The organism is Limnohabitans sp., from assembly GCF_040401495.1.
GTDB lineage: Bacteria > Pseudomonadota > Gammaproteobacteria > Burkholderiales > Burkholderiaceae_C > Limnohabitans.
The window spans coordinates 32,526-50,101 of record NZ_JBBAOI010000005.1; the positions used below are offsets into that span (position 1 = coordinate 32,526).

Here is a 17,576-nt window from a genome sequence, read left to right on the forward strand (position 1 = left end):
TCGCATGATGCTGTCTCTTGATGCCCGACAACGCGCCATGTTGGCCGCCATGGGGGTCCGTGTCTGGCAACCCACATCGGCGCCTGCTACACGACCCTTGACAAGGACATCCCAAACCGCTTCCTCGCCCCTTGTGCCTACCTCGACAGCCGCTTCAAACATTGCCCACAAAGCGTTGCCAGCAGGTCTGGCCGAGATGGACTGGGCAGCACTGCAAACCGCCGCCAGCGAGTGCCAAGCTTGTGGCCTGTGCGAATCACGACAACGCAGCGTGTTCAGCAACAGCGTTTCCTTGCCCCCATCTCCCTCCATCGATTGGCTGATCATCACCGACCCGCCCAGTGAAGAAGAAGAGCGCAGGGGCGAACTGTTTGTCAGCGCCGAGGGCGAATTATTTGACGCCATGCTGCTGGCCTTGGGCATGTCCCGCCAAGCCACTGCAGGCCAACAGGTCGCCGTGGTGGTGCCAGTGCTCAAATGCCGGGTACCTGAGCAACGCAACCCCCACTCCAAGGAGTTGGCGCAATGCCGCACTTACCTTGAGCGCCAAGTCGCGCTGCTGCAACCGCAAGTCATTGTTGCCATGGGCCGTTGGGCGGTGCAAAGTGTGTTGTCTGCCACATCGGCTGAGGTCGCCTTGCTGCCGCTTGGCAAACTGCGCGGTCAGGTACATCGCTTTGCCAACACGCCGGTGGTGGTGACTTACCACCCACAGTCTTTGCTGCGCACACCGATTGACAAGGCAAAGGCGTGGGCCGATTTATGCTTGGCGCACAGCCTCACGCGAAGGCCATAGCACCGAGGCAATCGCCACAACGATCAGCAAAACCGCCACCAGGTCTTGCCAGTGCAGTTGCTCACCCAACCACCAAGCGCCGCTGAAAGCGCCCAGCACGGGGATGAACATCACGCTCAAGGTAGAAGCCAGCGGTGGCAAGTTACGCGCCAAAATTAACCACGCAGGTTGCGCAAAACCAAACACGCCAATCGCGTTGTAGGCAATCGCCCACCACACCCGCTCGCTGGGCATGACCCAAGGGTAGGGCTCAAACAGCCAAGACAAGACACACATCACCAAGGTGGTCAAGCCCGTCATCCAAAACGCCAAGGTCAGGGTTGCCACCGAGGCTGTGGTGTGGCGCATGCGCTGTGTGCCATAACCCCAGGACGCGGCCGCCACCAATATCAGCAACACACCCAACGGATGGCCGCTGAGCACGCTGACCTCGTGCCACAGCAGCAACAGAGCCGCCAGCGCTGCGCTGGCCACACCGAGCCAACCGCGCAATCGCAATGACGTATGGAAAAAAAGCACGCCCCATAAGGCCGAAAAAATCGGCATGGTGTAGCCCAAGATGGCGGCGCGGCCACTTGAAAGCGAGGCCAAGGCGACAATGACCAAGCCGTACCACATGAACATATTGAAGAATGCCAAGGTGAACAGCTCGCGCCATTGCGCACGTGGCACATAAAAAGGCACTTTCATGCGCCACAGCACCACACCAATGACGGGCCATCCAAACAGCAAGCTCCAGGTTCGAAAAGTCAGGGGCGGGTAGCCGCTCACGCCCATTTTCATGACCGGCCAGTTGCTGCCCCATACCAAGGTGAGAAAAATCAGCATGAGCAGGTGTTGGCGTGAGAGTTTAGGCATGGGGCAATGCTACTGGCAGCGCCCTTTCTACAATAGGCCATGACTTTTTTGGAACATCTCGCCGCTGCCCAAGCCTCGCAACAGTCTTTGCTGTGCGTGGGATTGGACCCCGAACCTCGCAAATTCCCCGCCCATTTGGGGCAAGATGCCTCGCATATTTTTGATTTTTGCGCCCATATCGTCGACGCCACCCACGATGTGGTGTGCGCCTTCAAACCGCAAATCGCCTACTTTGCGGCGCACCGCGCTGAAGCGCAATTGGAGCAACTCATCGCCCACATGCGCCGTACCGCGCCCCATGTGCCCATCATCTTGGACGCCAAGCGTGGCGACATCGGCAGCACCGCTGAGCAGTACGCCTTGGAGGCTTTCGAGCGCTATGGCGCAGACGCGGTGACGCTGTCACCCTTCATGGGATGGGATTCAGTGGCGCCGTATTTGAAGTACCACGGCAAGGGCGCTTTTTTGCTGTGCCGCACCTCCAACCCAGGAGGCGACGACCTGCAAAACCAGCGCTTGGCCAGCGTAGCGGGACAACCTTTGCTTTACGAGCATATTGCGCATTTGGCCCAAGGTTCTTGGAACCTCAATGGTCAACTCGGTTTGGTGGTGGGTGCCACCTACCCTGAAGAAATTGCCCGTGTTCGCCACATTGCGCCTACGCTGCCCTTGTTGATACCGGGTGTGGGCACCCAAGGCGGCGACGCACAGGCCACGGTTAAGGCTGGATTAACCCCAACAGGCACCATCATTGTTAACGCCTCCCGTGCGGTGCTGTACGCCTCTCAAGGAGAAGATTTTGTCCAAGCCGCCCGAACAGCTGCCTTAGATTTAAAACATGCACTAAAGTACCCAATTCAACAGATTGGGATGTAATCGATAAATATAATTTTTTAGAACATATTTGTCGGAAAAATTGTATGTCTACGACAGGTTAATACCTTAAGCCCTGATTTGCAGTATGGTTATGAGTTCAGAAAAAGTGATGAGCCATGAAAAACAGGAAGTGTCTTGTGCGTTTTTTAGCAAGCGCGAACAATATTGAGGAAGCTCAATTTAATATTTTGCCCGACAACGATGCTAAATCGCTATTGATAGCATTAACAGTAGCCCATGAAAACGGGGCGCCGCTCAATGTGTCGCAGGCTATGCAAATGCGGCGCATCGGTTCGCCTGCAAAAAATCATCGAAAGATCAATGATTTGCTTGAGGCTGGCATGATCGATTTAACCCACGACGCTGGCAACCGGCGCACCAAGTTTTTGGTTCCCACGCCCGTAGCGATGAAGATTTTTGATGACCTAGCGCTTGCCTTGGAGCAAGCCGTCAATATCAACCAGTCGCTTTAAATAGCGTCCCGTCATGCTGTGTGGGTTGGCGGCCACCTCTTCGGGGGTGCCAACCGCCACCACTTGGCCGCCGCCACTGCCGCCCTCAGGTCCCATGTCGATCACCCAGTCAGCGGTTTTAATCACATCCAAATTGTGTTCAATCACCACCATGGTATTGCCTGCTTCCACCAGTTGTTGCAAGACCTTGAGCAGCAAATTAATATCTGCGAAATGCAAACCGGTGGTGGGTTCGTCCAAGATGTACAAGGTGCGGCCCGTGTCTCGGCGTGACAACTCCAGCGCCAATTTCACCCGCTGAGCCTCGCCACCACTGAGCGTGGTGGCAGCTTGGCCCAAACGGATATAACCCAAACCCACGTCCATCAAGGTTTGCAGCTTGCGAGCGAGGGCTGGCACCGCGCCCAAAAATGCCAAGGCGTCTTCCACCGTCATATTCAAAATTTGCGCGATGTTGTGGCCTTTGTACAGCACCTCTAAGGTCTCGCGGTTGTAGCGCTGACCCAAACAAACATCGCAGGGCACATACACATCAGGCAAAAAGTGCATTTCAACCTTGACCATGCCGTCGCCTTGGCAGGCCTCACAGCGGCCCCCCGCCACATTGAAGGAAAAACGTCCCGCGCCATAACCACGTTCACGAGCCATGGGAACCTCGGCCAACAATTCACGCAGTGGTGTGAACAAGCCGGTGTAGGTGGCGGGGTTGGAGCGCGGTGTGCGACCAATCGGCGACTGGTCCACATTAATGACTTTGTCAAAGTTGTACAAACCGAGGATGTCCTCGTGGGCCGCCGGCTCTTCATGGGCGCGGTGGATTTGCTTGGCTGCAGCCGCATACAAGGTGTCATTGACCAAGGTGGATTTGCCCGAACCGGACACGCCCGTGACGCAGGTGAGCAAGCCCACGGGGAACTCCACCGTGACGTTTTGCAGGTTGTGGCCGCTCGCGCCCACCACGCTCAAAGATTGCTTGGCTGCAGTGTGTACAAAGCTGGCAGGCCGGCTGCCAAACACATTGGTCGCAGGTGCTGCAGCCGTCACGCTGCGGCTGTGCTGTATTTGCCAAGGGCGGCGTTGAGCGGGCACTTCAATGCTCAAAGCGCCCGACATATAGCGGCCCGTCAACGACGCGGGGTTGGCCTCAATTTCCGCGGCTTTGCCCTGCGCCATCACCCGTCCGCCGTGCACACCCGCGCCGGGTCCCATGTCAATGCAATGGTCGGCCGCACGGATCATGTCCTCGTCGTGCTCGACCACCAACACGCTGTTGCCGATGTCGCGCAGGTGTTTCAAGGTATCAATCAGGCGGTCGTTGTCGCGTTGATGTAAACCAATGCTGGGCTCGTCGAGCACATACATCACGCCCGTCAGGCCCGAGCCAATTTGCGAGGCCAAACGGATGCGCTGCGCCTCGCCACCCGACAGCGTATCGGCACTGCGTGAAAGGCTTAGGTAGGTCAGGCCCACATCGTTCAAAAATTTCAGCCGATTGGCAATTTCACGGATTACCTTTTCGCCAATGTCGGCCTTGTTACCTTGCAGTTTCAAGGTTTGAAAATACGCTTGGCATTCGGCCAAAGTGATGTGGCTGACATCATGCAAAGTACGCGCTTCTAAGCCTTCCCCCAAACGCACATGACGAGCCTCCGTGCGCAGCCTTGTACCTTCGCATTCAAGACATGGGCGGTGGCCGCGGTAGCGCGACAACTCGTCGCGCACCAGCGCCGAGTCGGTGTCGTGGTAGCGGCGCGTCATATTGGGCACGATGCCTTCGAAAGCGTGCAGCTTGGTGGTTTTGCGCCCCGCCTTGGCACCCGACTCCAGCACATAGCTGAACTTGATTTCTTCCTCGCCCGAGCCAAACAACACCACTTGTTGCACGGCTTGGGGCAAGTTTTCAAACGGGGTTTCAAGATCAAAGCCGTAATGCTTGGCCAAGCTTTGCAGCATGGCGAAGTAATAGGCGTTTCGTTTGTCCCAGCCTTTGATGGCGCCGCTCTCCAAACTCAGGCTTGGGAATGCCACGATGCGGGCGGGATCAAAAAACGTTTGCTCGCCCAAACCCTCGCAAGCGGGGCAAGCGCCCATTGGCGAGTTAAAGGAGAACAAGCGTGGTTCGAGTTCGCCAATCGCGTAGTTGCAATGTGGGCAGGCAAAGCGAGCATTGAAAGCGTGCTCGGTGCCGCTGTCCATGTCCAACACCACCGCGCGGCCATCGGCCAAGCGCAATGCGGTCTCAAAACTTTCTGCCAAACGGGTGGCCATATCGGCCCGCACTTTCAAGCGGTCGACCACCACATCGATGTCGTGTTTTTCTTTTTTCTCTAAGGTGGGTAAGTCGGCCAGTTCTACCACTTGGCCGTCGATGCGAAAGCGCACAAAGCCCTGCGCCTGCATTTGGGTGAACACCTCGGCAAATTCTCCCTTGCGCTCACGGGCCACTGGCGCCATGAGCATGATGCGGCGCTCCTCTGGCATGGCCAAAACAGCGTCGACCATTTGCGCCACGCTCGAAGACTGCAGCGGCACACCATGTTCTGGGCAATGCGGTGTGCCCGCTCTTGCAAACAACAAACGCAGGTAGTCGTGGATTTCGGTGACGGTGCCGACAGTCGAGCGCGGGTTATGGCTGGTGGCTTTTTGCTCGATGGCAATGGCGGGTGAAAGACCCTCGATCAGGTCGACATCGGGCTTGTCCATGCGCTGCAAAAACTGCCGGGCATAGGCCGACAAACTTTCCACATAGCGACGCTGTCCCTCGGCATATAAGGTGTCAAAAGCCAAGCTGGATTTACCTGAACCCGACAAGCCGGTGATGACCACCAGCTGGTTACGCGGTATATCGACGTCGATATTTTTCAGGTTATGGGTGCGGGCACCACGAACGCTGATGCGGCCAAAAGCACTGGGGCCACCTAAGTGGTGACCTAAATAATGCGCTTCAGAGGGGGAATTCACGGCAGGTTTGGCTTTCAGCAGGGCAACCCGCCATCATAGCCAACCCGCTTATGCTCTAGCCCATGACCACCTCCCGCGCCCTGAGCCTGCAGGCTTTTTTCACCCTGCTTTTGATCGCCTTGATGATGGCGTCCAACCACATCGCCGCCCGAGTCGCCTTCAACAGCGGCTTGGATGTGGCCACAGCGGTGGCCACGCGCAGCCTGGTCACCGCCGCGGTCGTGGCTTTTTTGCTGGTAGTCGCCCATGTTTCTTGGCGCTTTAACCGCCAACAAGGGCGCGGCTTGCTGTTTGTGGGTTTGATGATTGGCCTGCAAAGCCAATGCCTGTATGCCGCCGTGGCGCGCTTGCCGGTGGCTTTGGCCTTGCTGGCGTTCAACACCTACCCGCTGTGGACGGCGCTGTGGGACAAGCTCATTTACAAACGCACACCACAGCGCAGCGTCTTGCTGTCCATGCCTTTGATCTTGCTCGGCTTGGCCATTGCGCTGGACGTGCTGGGTGCGGCTTCAGGCTTGGGGGCGCAAGCCCAATGGGCACAAATTGGTGAGGGTGTGGGTTTTGCTTTGGCAGCGGCCTGCAGTTTTGGCTTGGCGTTGGTGGGCACCCAACATGAAACTGCGGGCATGGACGGGCGACTGCGCACATTCTTCAGCTTGCTGTTGGCCGGCAGCGTGGCCTTGGCTGTGATTGGTCTGCGGGGGGGCCCGCACTGGCCACAAACCACGCTTGGCTGGCAAGGCTTAGGGCTGCTGACGTTTCTTTACGGCACGGCCTTCACCATCATGTTCACCGTTTTGCCCAAACTCGGCGTGGCGGCCAACTCGGCCATCATGAATGTGGAACCGGTGTTTGCTTTGGGGCTGGGTTGGGCAGTGTTAGACCAACAGGTGGCTTGGGTGCAAGTGGGCGGTGCCTTGCTGGTGGTGAGTGTGGTGGTGGGCTTGGGGCTTCGAAAACAGTCGGCTTAACCGCTGACCACTTCTCGCCAAGCCTGTTCGACCCGCTCGGGCGTCAAATCATTCAAGCAGCGAAGATGACCCAAGGGGCAGTTGCGCTCAAAGCAGGGCGCACAGTCCAAAGGAGGTTGGTAACTGGCCTCGTTTTTCAACCACAAAGCCACCGCTTTGTCGCTCAATGGCGGCGTGTGCAAAGGGCTGGATGAGCCATACACCGCCACCTGCGGCACACCCAGGGCAGCTGCCACATGCATCAGCCCCGAGTCGTTGCTGAGCATGGCCTGTGAAGACGCAATCAAGGCCATGGCTTGACTCAGGTCCGTCAGGCCCGCCAAGTTACGCGCACTTTTGGGTCGCTCTTGGTTGATAAGCTTGGCAATGTCATCACACAAAGCCTCCTCTTTGGCTGAGCCCAGCAGCACCACCGGCAAGCCCGTGCGCAAGCCCAGCTCGGCGAAATTGGCTGCTGGCCAGCGCTTGGCGGGGCCGTATTCCGCGCCGGGGGCAAACACGGCATAAGCACCCAATTTGAGGTCGAAGTTCAACAAGGTGGTTTTGAGCAGATCCAAAGACAAATCCAGCTTGGGCTGCAAGCTGCTGTCTGACTCCTCAATTTGTGACAGGGCCAAGTAATGCGCCACCATCACGCCACGCTGGTCTTTATCGGGGTTGGGAATACGTTGATTAAGCAAGCCAAAGCGAGTTTCGCCGTGGTAACCCACACGCACAGGAATGCCTGCCATCCAAGGCAGCAAAGCGCTTTTCCAAGAATTGGGGCCGACATAAGCTCGATCAAACCGCCCACGCCACTGCTGGGCCAAGTTGCGCCGCGCCGACCAGTGCAAGCCGCCACGCGGAAAGGGCAGCTCTATCACCTCGCCCACTTGTGGCATGGCGCGGTAAATGGGCGCAACCCATGGCATGGCAGCCACACTCAAACTTTCGCCTCGCTTAGCCAGCACGCGCAACAAAGGTTCTGTCATCACTGCGTCGCCTATCCACTGCGGCGCAATCACCAAGCTGGCTGTCATAAGTTAATAGGGGTCAGATCCCAATTAATGGGCAGCGAAGTGCTCGCCCGCTTTGAGGCGGTACTCGGTGCTGCAATAAGGGCATTTGGCATGGCCGGTACGTGCAACGTCCAAAAACACTTTGGGGTGGCTGTTCCATAGCTTCATGTCGGCCAAGGGGCTGGGGCAAAAAACACCGCCGTGCCCGTTGAGGTCTTTGGCAAGCAATTCAATGGGGGTTTGCATCTCAGACCTTGGTCAGCCAATGCGCGTACTTGGGGTTACGGCCATTGACGATATCGAAGAACGCACTTTGGATTTTTTCGGTGATCGGTCCACGGCTGCCGGCGCCAATTTCGATGCGGTCCAACTCTCGGATGGGCGTGACCTCGGCGGCAGTGCCGGTGAAAAACGCTTCGTCGGCGATGTAGACCTCGTCGCGGGTGATGCGTTTTTGAACAATCTCTAGACCCAAATCTTTGGCGATGTGAAACACCGTGTTGCGGGTGATGCCGTTCAAAGCGCCTGCCGACAAATCGGGGGTGTAAATCACGCCCCCTTTGACGATGAACAGGTTCTCACCCGCGCCCTCGGACACAAAGCCGCTGGCGTCAAGCAACAAGGCTTCGTCGTAGCCGTCGTCAAGCGCTTCCATATTGGCCAAAATGGAGTTGGTGTAGTTGCTCACTGCCTTGGCCTGCGTCATGGTGATGTTGACATGGTGGCGGGTGTAGCTGCTGGTTTTCACGCGGATGCCGCGCTTCATGCCGTCTTCGCCGAGGTAAGCGCCCCAGGTCCAAGCTGCGACCATCAGGTGAATTTGGTTGCCCTTGGGGGACACGCCAAGTTTTTGCGAACCGATCCATGTCAGGGGACGTATATAGCCGCTTTTGAGCTTGTTTTCGCGCACCACGGTGCGCTGAACTTCATTGACCTCTTCTTGGCTGAAAGGAATTTTCATGCGCAAAATTTTGGCGCTGTTGAACAAGCGCTCGGTGTGCTCTTGCAAGCGAAAAATGGCTGTGCCCTGTTCGGTGTCATAGGCCCGCACACCTTCGAATGCGCCGCAACCGTAGTGCAAGGTATGGCTCAAGACGTGGATTTTGGCGTCTCGCCAATCGACCAGCTCGCCATCCATCCAAATCTTGCCGTCACGGTCATGCATCGGGGGGGGCAGGGCGCTCATGGGTTTCCTTTAATCGGGGTCTGCTGGTGTCAGGGGATAGATTTTACGTTGCATCCTGCGCTGCGGAATCAGCGTTTGCACGCAACAAGGACCAGTGCTGCAAGCGGCCCTCGTCAAAGCGGCACTGCACGCTGTCACCACCCGTGTCTCGCCACTCAAAAACATCGGTGTTTTTGTCTTCGTTTGAGATGCGCTGACCAAGGCTGGCCGCCAGCCCAATGACATTGAGCAAACGCAGTCCATCGTGCAGCTGGGCGTGGAACATGACCGCATTGGCAACTGTGCCAACGGGCTGGTCAGCAGCTCGCTCCATGGTTTGCATCAAGCGGGTAGACAGTTGCAGCAACCAAAACACAATGCCGCTAGAGACCAGCGAAAACCCCCACCAACCAAAAGCGCGAAACGAGCCAAACAGCAAGACTGCCAAGCCCAAGACCACCGCAATGTTTCGCCAATTCATGGCGGGGATTTTGACCTAAATCTCAGCCCCAGAGTTCGCGAAACATAAACCAAGCCACCGCCAGCAACATAACCAAGCCCAGCAGACCCCAGTTAAGCTGTATCCCCGCCTCGCTTGGCGCGGTCTTGCGCCCTGTCAGCCGCATCATCTGCCAAGGCCAGCCAGCCGGTGTAGACGCTCAGCGCGGTCAAGCCCATGAGCACAATGACTGCCACAGCACCCACTGGGTTGTGGCCTACGAAATGCTGCGGCTGGTCGCTGCGCAAGCTCTTTACATAAGCCCAAACTGCTTTTGGTGGGCGTACAAATTCGGTAAACCGCGCATAGCGTGTGCCGACCAAGCCCCAAACCACCCGAAACACGATCAAACCCACCGCCACCCAACCCAAGGTCTGGTGCAAGCGCTCAAAATCTTCGCTCTCGCCGGTGACAAATGCGCCTATGACGCTGGCCGCCAAAGTCCAATGGAATACCCGAACTGGCCAATCCCAGACCTTGACGGTGGCTGTGTTTGTGGTGAGGTCTGTGTCTGTGTCTGTGTCTGTGTCTGTGTCTGTGGGGTTCATGAGGGTATCAACACGGTTTTGGCGCTGTATTGGCCATTGGGTGCGCCACGGTGGCAAGCAGCGCAGTTGGAGGCGCTTTTGATGTAAGGATTTTTCCAAACTTTAGCGGTGAGTTTTTTGCTGGGCTTGTGAATTTGTTGCCACCAGTCAGCGCGGGTGATGCGGTTGTCAGGCGGGATTTGCGTGCCGACCCACTCGGGATTGACCGCGTTGGTTTGCAGCCAATCGGCAATCAAGTTTTGGGTGTCGCTGTTGAGCAGGACTTGGGTAGAAAAGTGTTTGGGCAGGCTGTCTGTGATGCTCTTCCACGACTGGGCTGGCAAAAGGCCAGGCGGGTAGGCAAAGTGACAGACCGAGCACTCTTGCTGGTAGGCGGTGAGGGCAGGCACCGGCACCGCACGCTGGGCGTGGCTGAAAGTGGCCCACAGCAGGCAGCTACTTAAAAGCATCAACTTAGACCATGTTTTCATCGCTACTTCTCCTTGAACACAGGGAGGTTGTAGCCGTGGCTGCCCCAAAAGACCTTGCGTTAACGCAAGAAAGCTGTGTTTTGAGCAGTATTCAAGCCAAACCACGCACCACCGCCATGGCCTCTTCCACCCGCTCGACCGCGTGCACCGTCATACCCTCGATGGGTTTTTTAGGCGCATTGGCCTTGGGGATCACCGCCACGCTAAAGCCCAGTTTGGCGGCCTCTTTCAAGCGTTCTTGACCACGCGGGGCGGGGCGCACTTCGCCGGCCAAACCCACCTCACCAAAAGCGATGAAGCCCTTGGGCAGGGGCTTGCCGCGCAAGCTCGAAGTGATGGACAGCAGCACCGCCAAATCAGCGGCAGGCTCGCTGATGCGCACCCCGCCCACCGCGTTGACGAACACGTCTTGGTCCATGCAGGCCACGCCGGCGTGGCGGTGCAGCACCGCCAACAGCATGGCCAAGCGGTCGCGGTCCAAGCCCACACTCAAGCGGCGGGGGCTTGGGCCACCACTGTCGACCAGCGCTTGGATTTCCACCAACAAAGGGCGCGTGCCCTCCAAAGTGACCATGACGCAACTTCCCGGCACCGGCTCGGCGTGTTGGCTTAAAAAGATGGCGCTGGGGTTGCTGACCCCCTTCAAGCCTTTTTCGGTCATGGCGAAAACGCCAATTTCGTTGACCGCGCCAAAACGGTTTTTGATGGCCCGCACCAAGCGAAAACTGCTGTGGGTGTCGCCCTCAAAGTACAGCACCGTGTCGACCATGTGCTCCAGCACCCGTGGGCCTGCCAACGCGCCTTCTTTGGTGACATGGCCGACCAACACAATGGCAATGCCACTGGCCTTGGCCAAGCGGGTGAGGTGGGCAGCGCATTCACGCACCTGTGCCACAGAACCTGGCGCACTGGTGAGTTGGTCGGAGTACACGGTTTGGATGGAGTCGATGACGGCAATGTGCGGCGACTGCGCTTGCAGCGTGGAGATGATTTTTTCGAGCTGGGTTTCGGCCAGCACTTGCACGCGGCTGTTGTCCAGCCCCAAACGACGCGCCCGCAATGCGACTTGCGCGCCCGACTCTTCGCCGGTGACGTACAAGGTGTTTTGGCCGCTGCGCTGTAAACCGTCCAAGGCTTGCAACAACAAGGTGGATTTGCCAATGCCCGGGTCGCCGCCGATCAGCACCACGCCGCCCTCGACCATGCCCCCGCCGAGCACCCTGTCCAACTCGTCTTGGCCCGTGGGGGTGCGGTCCACGTCTTGCGCCTCGATGTCTGAGAGTGCGGTCACAGCGGAGGCGGGCGCCAAACCGGCACGCGGAGCAAAGCGGTTTTTCACTGCGCCATCAACGGACACCGCCTCGACCAAGGTATTCCAAGCCTCGCAATGCGGGCATTTGCCCAGCCACTTGGGGCTGGTGCCGCCGCACTCGGTGCAGCTGTAATGGATTTTGTCTTTGGCCATGGCGCATGATAACTGTATGAATACACAGTGTCCATAGGGCTTTGTCTGCAGGGCTGTTGATGTCCGCATGACCGACAATCGCGGCATTGAGCTTTGATTGTGCCTACCGTGACCCTGACGCCCCCTGACGAATCCCGCATGACGCCCGACGAGCGGCGCTCGGCGTTTTCTTTGGCCAGCATTTACGCCCTGCGCATGCTTGGCCTGTTCATGGTGATGCCGGTCTTCATGCTGGAGGCCCGCCATTACGAAGGCGGCAACGACCTGTCCACGGTTGGCATGGCCATGGGCGTGTACGGCTTGGTGCAAGCGGTGTTGCAAATTCCTTTTGGCATGGCCGCCGACCGTTTTGGTCGCAAACGGGTGATTTACCTTGGGCTGGCACTGCTTGCGTTGGGCAGCATCATTGGTGCCATGGCCACCAGTGTGAACGGCTTGGCATGGGGCCGCGCCTTGCAAGGTGGTGGCGCCATCTCGGCGGCGGTCACAGCTTTGCTGGCCGACCAAACCCGTGACGCGGTGCGCACCAAAGGCACGGCCTTGGTGGGTGCGAGCATTGGTTTGATGTTTGCGCTGTCTTTGGTGCTGGGCCCCTTGCTGTCAGGGTGGGGCGGCTTGAGCGCCATTTTTGGCGTCACCTTGTTGTTGGCCTTGAGCGGCGTAGGCATTGTGCGGTTTTGGACACCCCCAGAACCTGGCCTGCCCATCGCAGGGCAGACCAAGCACAGTCTGTGGGGGTTGTTAGTGCATCCCGACTTGATTCGCCTGAACTTTGGCGTGTTTGCCTTGTATGCCGTGCAACTGGCCTCTTGGGTGGCCATTCCTGCTTTGCTGATCCAAGCCGGTGTGGCCAGCGCCGACCACGGATGGGTTTACCTTCCCGCGGTACTGCTGTCCTTTGTGGTCATGGGCGTGACTCTTTTCCCCATGGAACGACGCGGCCTGCTGCGGCCCTTGTTTTTGGGCTGCATTGTGTTGGTGATGGTGGTGCAAGCGGCTTGGGCTTGGTTGGCTTTGTCGTCTCCCCCCTTGTGGATGCTGGCCATCTTGTTGTTTTTGTTTTTCTGCGGCTTCAATGTTTTAGAAGCCAGCCAGCCCAGCTTGGCCTCGCGCTTGGCGCCCACAGGCTCACGCGGTGCGGCATTGGGCGTTTACAACACCTTGCAATCGTTGGGCATTTTTGCGGGCGGCGCGATCGGTGGCTTGTTGCTCAAAAACATGGACGCATCAGGCGTTTTCCTGGCCAGCGCGGCGCTGATGCTGGCATGGCTGGGGGTGGCATGGGGCGCTCGCTTTGTACACGCGTCACCCTCTGTGACAGGCACAGCGCACTGAATTTGGCCAGGTCGGGCCGCATAATCAACCCATTCCATTTCACAGCACTCAAGAGGTAAACCCATGGCAAGCGTAAACAAAGTGATTTTGATGGGCAACTGCGGCCGCGACCCCGAGGTGCGCTACCTCCCCAGCGGCCAAGCCGTGGCCAATGTGTCCATCGCTACCAGCACCAAACGCAAAGACAAGAACAGCGGCGAGACCATTGAAGATACCCAGTGGCATCGCATCACCTTCTATGACCGTTTGGCTGAAATCGCGGGTGAGTACGTCAAGAAAGGCCGACCCATTTACGTCGAAGGTCGCCTGAAGTACGGCACTTACACCGATAAAACCACAGGTGTGGAAAAAAACACAGTGGACATCATTGCCACCGAGCTGCAATTATTGGGTGGCCGTGAAGGCATGGGCAGCCCCTCGGAAGATGGCGGCACCCGTGCCCCTGTCCGCAGCGCCGCCCCAGCAGCGAGTGCGCCCCGCGCCCCGTCGCCTGCCAAGTCCGGCTTTGACGACATGGACGACGATATTCCTTTTTAAGACGGCAAAGCCAAAAATGCGCGGTATTGCACGGCTTCGGCCATGTGCATTTGGCTGATCTCCTGCGATTGCGCCAAATCGGCAATCGTTTGCGCCACGCGCAACGCCCTGTGCGTGGCCCTTGCCGACCATGCGCGCTGCTCAGCCGTCTGTGCCAACAAACGTGACGCCTCAGGGCTAAGCAACAAGGCTTGCAACTGCGCTTGCGCCAGATCTTTATTTCGACACCCCTGACGCGACCACGCACGTTCATGGGCTGCAACACACCGCGCTTTCACCACGCTTGTGCGCTCTCCCATTGGCGCGTTTAATAAAACGTCTGAGGACAAAGCGTTGACCGAAACCTGCATATCGATGCGGTCCCACAAGGGGCCGCTGATGCGGCCTTGGTAACGAGCGACCTGCACAGGACTGCAGCGGCAACTGGGTTTTTGCATGCCCAAATAGCCACAGGGGCAAGGGTTCATGGCTGCCACCAACTGAAACGCGGCGGGATACTCCACATGGTGCTTGGCTCGTGCCAAGTTGATGAAACCGGTCTCCAAAGGCTGGCGCAATGCCTCGAGTGCGGCTCGTGAAAATTCGGGGAGTTCATCTAAAAAAAGAATCCCATGATGGGCCAATGATATTTCCCCTGGGCGAGGCGGCGCACCTCCCCCCACCAAGGCCGCCAAGCTGGCGCTGTGGTGCGGATGGCGATAAGGACGTTGGCCCCAATGCGCCAAACCGACTGGGCCATAGATGCTGTGAATCGCAGCCATTTGCAAAGCTTGCTCCAGACGCAAAGGGGGTAACAGTCCTGCTAAACGCTGCGCCATCATGGACTTGCCCACGCCAGGGGGCCCCACCAACAACAAACTATGCCCACCTGCAGCGGCAACTTCCAAGGCACGTTTCACACCGGCATGGCCTTTGATGTCTTGTAAGTCCCCTGTCGTTAAAAGACTTTCCTGTGGCAAATGGGTTTGCACCTGCAAGGGCTGCCAGCTTGGCGCGTCTTGAGTGCTTGGGACCAATGCTTGCAAAACGTCTTGGAGTTGCTTGACGCTGTACACCCGCGTACCCGGCACCAACGCGGCTTCTTGGGCACAGCCAAAGGGCAAAACCAAGGCCACCGTTGATCCCTCTTGATGCAAGGCTTGCGCCATCGCTAAGGCGCCGCGCACAGGCCTTAGTTCGCCAGACAAGGACAACTCACCCGCAAATTCATAACCCGTCAGCGCCTCTAGGGGCAAGGCGCCACTGGCCGCCAAAATGCCGACCGCAATGGGCAAGTCAAACCGCCCCGATTCTTTGGGTAAGTCGGCAGGCGCCAAGTTGACGGTGATGCGCTGGTTGCTTGGGAACGCCAAACCGCTGTTGAGAATAGCCGAGCGCACCCGCTCACGCGCTTCTCGCACCTCGGTTTCCGCCAAGCCCACCAAGCCAAAGCTAGGCAAGCCATTGGCCAAATGCACCTCCACAGTGACACGGGGTGCCTCGAGCCCCCAAACCGCGCGGCTGTGCACCGCTGCAAACCCCATGCTGATCTCCTTGTTTTGGTGCGCGCCCCATAAATGTGCACACACAAGCGTACAACTGCACCAATGAGGTGCTTTTTGCGTGTTTTATGGGTCGTCCCCAAGCGCAAACAGCTTCAAGTGTGCTTGGCATAAAGACTGCTAAGTACAAGTTCCACTGCGAATATTTTGCAGTTCCACTGAACAGGAGAAACCATGAAGTTGATTACGGCCATCATCAAACCGTTCAAACTAGACGAGGTTCGCGAAGCCTTGTCGGCTATCGGCGTGCAGGGCATCACCGTCACCGAGGTCAAAGGCTTTGGTCGCCAAAAAGGCCATACCGAGCTCTACCGCGGCGCTGAGTACGTGGTGGACTTTTTACCCAAGGTCAAGATCGAAGCCGCTGTAGGCGCTGAGTTGGTTGACCGCGCCATTGAAGCGATTGAAACCTCAGCGCGTACCGGCAAGATCGGTGACGGCAAGATTTTCGTCACACCGCTTGAACAAGTCGTGCGTATCCGCACCGGCGAGACCGGCAAAGCCGCCATCTAATACTAACGATTAGGACAACCATCATGAAAAAATTCATTGCTACCTTAGCCTTGGGGCTGGGTTTGGTCTTTGCCCACGGCGTTGCCATGGCCGAAGATGCCCCCGCCAAGCCCGCCGCTCAAGCCGCTGCACCTGTTGCAGACAAAACCGATGCAGCTGCCCCAGCTCCTGCTGCAGCTGCTGCAGCCGAAGCTCCAGCGGCAGCACCCGCCTTGGTTCCTAACAAAGGCGACACCGCGTGGATGACCGTCGCCACTGTGCTCGTGATTCTCATGACCATCCCTGGCTTGGCACTGTTCTACGGCGGCTTGGTTCGCTCTAAAAACATGTTGTCAGTGCTGATGCAAGTGTTTGTTGTCACCTCGCTCATTTATGTGCTGTGGGTGTTGTACGGCTACACGCTGGCTTTCACCGCAGGCAACCCGTTTTTTGGATCGTTCGACAAATTGTTCTTCAAAGGCATCACGGTTGACTCGGTCGCCGCCACTTTCAGCAAAGGTGTGGTTATTCCTGAGTTCACTTTCGCAGCTTTTCAAGCCACGTTCGCTGCCATCACTTGTGCTTTGATCGTCGGCGCCTTTGCTGAACGCATCAAATTCTCAGCCGTGCTGTTGTTCTGTGCACTGTGGTTCACCTTCAGCTACCTGCCTGTGGCTCACATGGTCTGGTACTGGGACGGCCCCGACGCCATCAGCGATGCCGCTTCGCTTGAGAAAGTCACCGCTGCTGCAGGCTGGTTGTGGGCCAAAGGCGCACTCGACTTCGCAGGAGGCACCGTGGTGCACATCAACGCCGCTGTGGCAGGCTTGGTCGGCGCCTTCATGGTCGGCAAACGCATCGGTTACGGCAAAGAGTCCATGGCGCCTCACAGCCTGACATTGACCATGGTCGGTGCCGCGCTGTTGTGGGTGGGCTGGTTTGGTTTCAATGCAGGTTCGAACTTGGAAGCCAATGGTTTGACTGCGCTGGCTTTTGTCAACACCTTGGTAGCTACTGCGGCAGCCACTTTGGCCTGGATCGCGGGTGAAGCGATTGCCAAAGGCAAAGCCTCAATGTTGGGTGCGGCCTCAGGTGCTGTGGCTGGCTTGGTGGCCATCACACCGGCTTGCGGATTTGTTGGCCCCATGGGTGCCATCGTCATAGGCTTGGTTGCGGGTCTGTTGTGTCTGTGGGGTGTCAACGGCTTGAAACGCCTGTTGGGTGCAGATGACACCTTGGACGTGTTCGGCGTGCACGGCGTGGGCGGTATCGTCGGCGCCTTGTTGACCGGCGTGTTCGCAGCCCCCTCCTTGGGCGGCACTGGCGTCTACGACTATGTGGCCAATGCCGTCAACCCTGACTACAGCATCGGTGGCCAAGTGTGGATTCAATTACAAGCCGTCATCACCACCATTGTGTGGTCGGGTGTGGTGTCTGTGATTGCCTACAAATTGGTGGACATCGTGGTGGGTCTGCGTGTCACGGAAGAAGAAGAGCGCGAAGGCTTGGACATCTCTAGCCACGGCGAGACCGCTTACCACCGTTAAGCTTTCGCTTCAGGGTGAAACGAGAAGCCCGCTTAGGCGGGCTT

Annotated in this window: 18 protein-coding genes; 8 read left to right on the forward strand and 10 right to left on the reverse strand. The window is 57.8% G+C overall.

Features of this window, described 5'->3' with window-relative positions; all coding sequences use genetic code 11:
• Nucleotides 1-4 precede the first annotated feature (4 nt).
• Entirely contained in the window at nucleotides 5-796 is a 792-nt protein-coding gene (locus tag AC9UEO_RS05225; RefSeq protein WP_509530723.1) for a uracil-DNA glycosylase, read from the forward strand.
• Here AC9UEO_RS05225 and AC9UEO_RS05230 read toward each other — a convergent pair.
• On the reverse strand, nucleotides 761-1,654 hold the full coding sequence (locus tag AC9UEO_RS05230; RefSeq protein ID WP_509530725.1) for a DMT family transporter: 894 nt from the start codon (nucleotides 1,652-1,654) through the stop codon (nucleotides 761-763). The two genes, AC9UEO_RS05225 and AC9UEO_RS05230, sit on opposite strands and share 36 nt — an antisense overlap.
• A gap of 39 nt (nucleotides 1,655-1,693) precedes the next feature.
• Between AC9UEO_RS05230 and pyrF the strand changes: the two genes are divergently transcribed.
• Together pyrF and AC9UEO_RS05240 are read left to right on the forward strand one after the other, a co-directional pair.
• A complete protein-coding gene (pyrF, locus tag AC9UEO_RS05235; RefSeq protein ID WP_509530727.1) occupies nucleotides 1,694-2,530 on the forward strand; it encodes an orotidine-5'-phosphate decarboxylase in 837 nt (278 codons plus the stop codon).
• Between the two features lie 137 nt (nucleotides 2,531-2,667).
• Nucleotides 2,668-3,003 carry a hypothetical protein gene (locus tag AC9UEO_RS05240; protein ID WP_509530728.1) on the forward strand — a complete coding sequence of 112 codons (336 nt, stop codon included), beginning with the start codon at nucleotides 2,668-2,670 and terminating at the stop codon, nucleotides 3,001-3,003.
• Here AC9UEO_RS05240 and uvrA read toward each other — a convergent pair.
• Nucleotides 2,956-5,964, reverse strand: coding sequence for an excinuclease ABC subunit UvrA (gene uvrA, locus AC9UEO_RS05245; protein WP_509530730.1), 3,009 nt, complete (start codon nucleotides 5,962-5,964; stop codon nucleotides 2,956-2,958). The two genes, AC9UEO_RS05240 and uvrA, sit on opposite strands and share 48 nt — an antisense overlap.
• Before the next feature lie 62 nt (nucleotides 5,965-6,026).
• Between uvrA and AC9UEO_RS05250 the strand changes: the two genes are divergently transcribed.
• Nucleotides 6,027-6,935 carry a DMT family transporter gene (locus AC9UEO_RS05250; RefSeq protein WP_509530732.1) on the forward strand — a complete coding sequence of 303 codons (909 nt, stop codon included), beginning with the start codon at nucleotides 6,027-6,029 and terminating at the stop codon, nucleotides 6,933-6,935.
• On the opposite strand, the gene waaF is transcribed toward AC9UEO_RS05250, so the two are convergent.
• From waaF to radA, 7 genes are all read right to left on the reverse strand, one after another.
• A complete protein-coding gene (waaF, locus tag AC9UEO_RS05255; RefSeq protein WP_509530734.1) occupies nucleotides 6,932-7,954 on the reverse strand; it encodes a lipopolysaccharide heptosyltransferase II in 1,023 nt (340 codons plus the stop codon). The genes AC9UEO_RS05250 and waaF overlap by 4 nt on opposite strands.
• Before the next feature lie 24 nt (nucleotides 7,955-7,978).
• Nucleotides 7,979-8,179 (reverse strand): zinc-finger domain-containing protein, encoded by a 201-nt coding sequence (locus AC9UEO_RS05260; RefSeq protein ID WP_509530736.1) that lies wholly within the window; start codon nucleotides 8,177-8,179, stop codon nucleotides 7,979-7,981.
• A 1-nt stretch (nucleotide 8,180) separates the two neighbouring features.
• A complete protein-coding gene (locus tag AC9UEO_RS05265; RefSeq protein ID WP_509530738.1) occupies nucleotides 8,181-9,119 on the reverse strand; it encodes a branched-chain amino acid transaminase in 939 nt (312 codons plus the stop codon).
• Between the two features lie 43 nt (nucleotides 9,120-9,162).
• Nucleotides 9,163-9,579 (reverse strand): glycerate kinase, encoded by a 417-nt coding sequence (locus AC9UEO_RS05270; protein ID WP_509530740.1) that lies wholly within the window; start codon nucleotides 9,577-9,579, stop codon nucleotides 9,163-9,165.
• Nucleotides 9,580-9,671: 92 nt separating this feature from the next.
• Nucleotides 9,672-10,145, reverse strand: coding sequence for a cytochrome b/b6 domain-containing protein (locus AC9UEO_RS05275; protein ID WP_509530742.1), 474 nt, complete (start codon nucleotides 10,143-10,145; stop codon nucleotides 9,672-9,674).
• Complete coding sequence (locus tag AC9UEO_RS05280; RefSeq protein ID WP_509530744.1) at nucleotides 10,142-10,615, reverse strand: diheme cytochrome c; 474 nt, start codon at nucleotides 10,613-10,615, stop codon at nucleotides 10,142-10,144. The genes AC9UEO_RS05275 and AC9UEO_RS05280 overlap by 4 nt, the downstream gene beginning before the upstream one ends.
• A 91-nt stretch (nucleotides 10,616-10,706) precedes the next feature.
• Nucleotides 10,707-12,080, reverse strand: coding sequence for a DNA repair protein RadA (gene radA, locus AC9UEO_RS05285; RefSeq protein WP_509530746.1), 1,374 nt, complete (start codon nucleotides 12,078-12,080; stop codon nucleotides 10,707-10,709).
• A gap of 138 nt (nucleotides 12,081-12,218) precedes the next feature.
• Here radA and AC9UEO_RS05290 point away from each other — a divergent pair, with 138 nt between their 5' ends.
• Nucleotides 12,219-13,415 (forward strand): MFS transporter, encoded by a 1,197-nt coding sequence (locus AC9UEO_RS05290; protein WP_509530946.1) that lies wholly within the window; start codon nucleotides 12,219-12,221, stop codon nucleotides 13,413-13,415.
• A gap of 63 nt (nucleotides 13,416-13,478) precedes the next feature.
• A complete protein-coding gene (ssb, locus tag AC9UEO_RS05295; RefSeq protein WP_509530748.1) occupies nucleotides 13,479-13,952 on the forward strand; it encodes a single-stranded DNA-binding protein in 474 nt (157 codons plus the stop codon).
• Here ssb and AC9UEO_RS05300 read toward each other — a convergent pair.
• Nucleotides 13,949-15,475, reverse strand: coding sequence for a YifB family Mg chelatase-like AAA ATPase (locus AC9UEO_RS05300; protein WP_509530750.1), 1,527 nt, complete (start codon nucleotides 15,473-15,475; stop codon nucleotides 13,949-13,951). The genes ssb and AC9UEO_RS05300 overlap by 4 nt on opposite strands.
• A gap of 192 nt (nucleotides 15,476-15,667) precedes the next feature.
• Between AC9UEO_RS05300 and AC9UEO_RS05305 the strand changes: the two genes are divergently transcribed.
• The gene (locus tag AC9UEO_RS05305; protein WP_509530752.1) at nucleotides 15,668-16,006 is read left to right on the forward strand and encodes a P-II family nitrogen regulator; all 339 of its coding nucleotides are present in this window, start codon (nucleotides 15,668-15,670) and stop codon (nucleotides 16,004-16,006) included.
• Nucleotides 16,007-16,029: 23 nt separating this feature from the next.
• Complete coding sequence (amt, locus tag AC9UEO_RS05310) at nucleotides 16,030-17,532, forward strand: ammonium transporter (RefSeq protein ID WP_509530754.1); 1,503 nt, start codon at nucleotides 16,030-16,032, stop codon at nucleotides 17,530-17,532.
• Nucleotides 17,533-17,576: the final 44 nt, after the last annotated feature.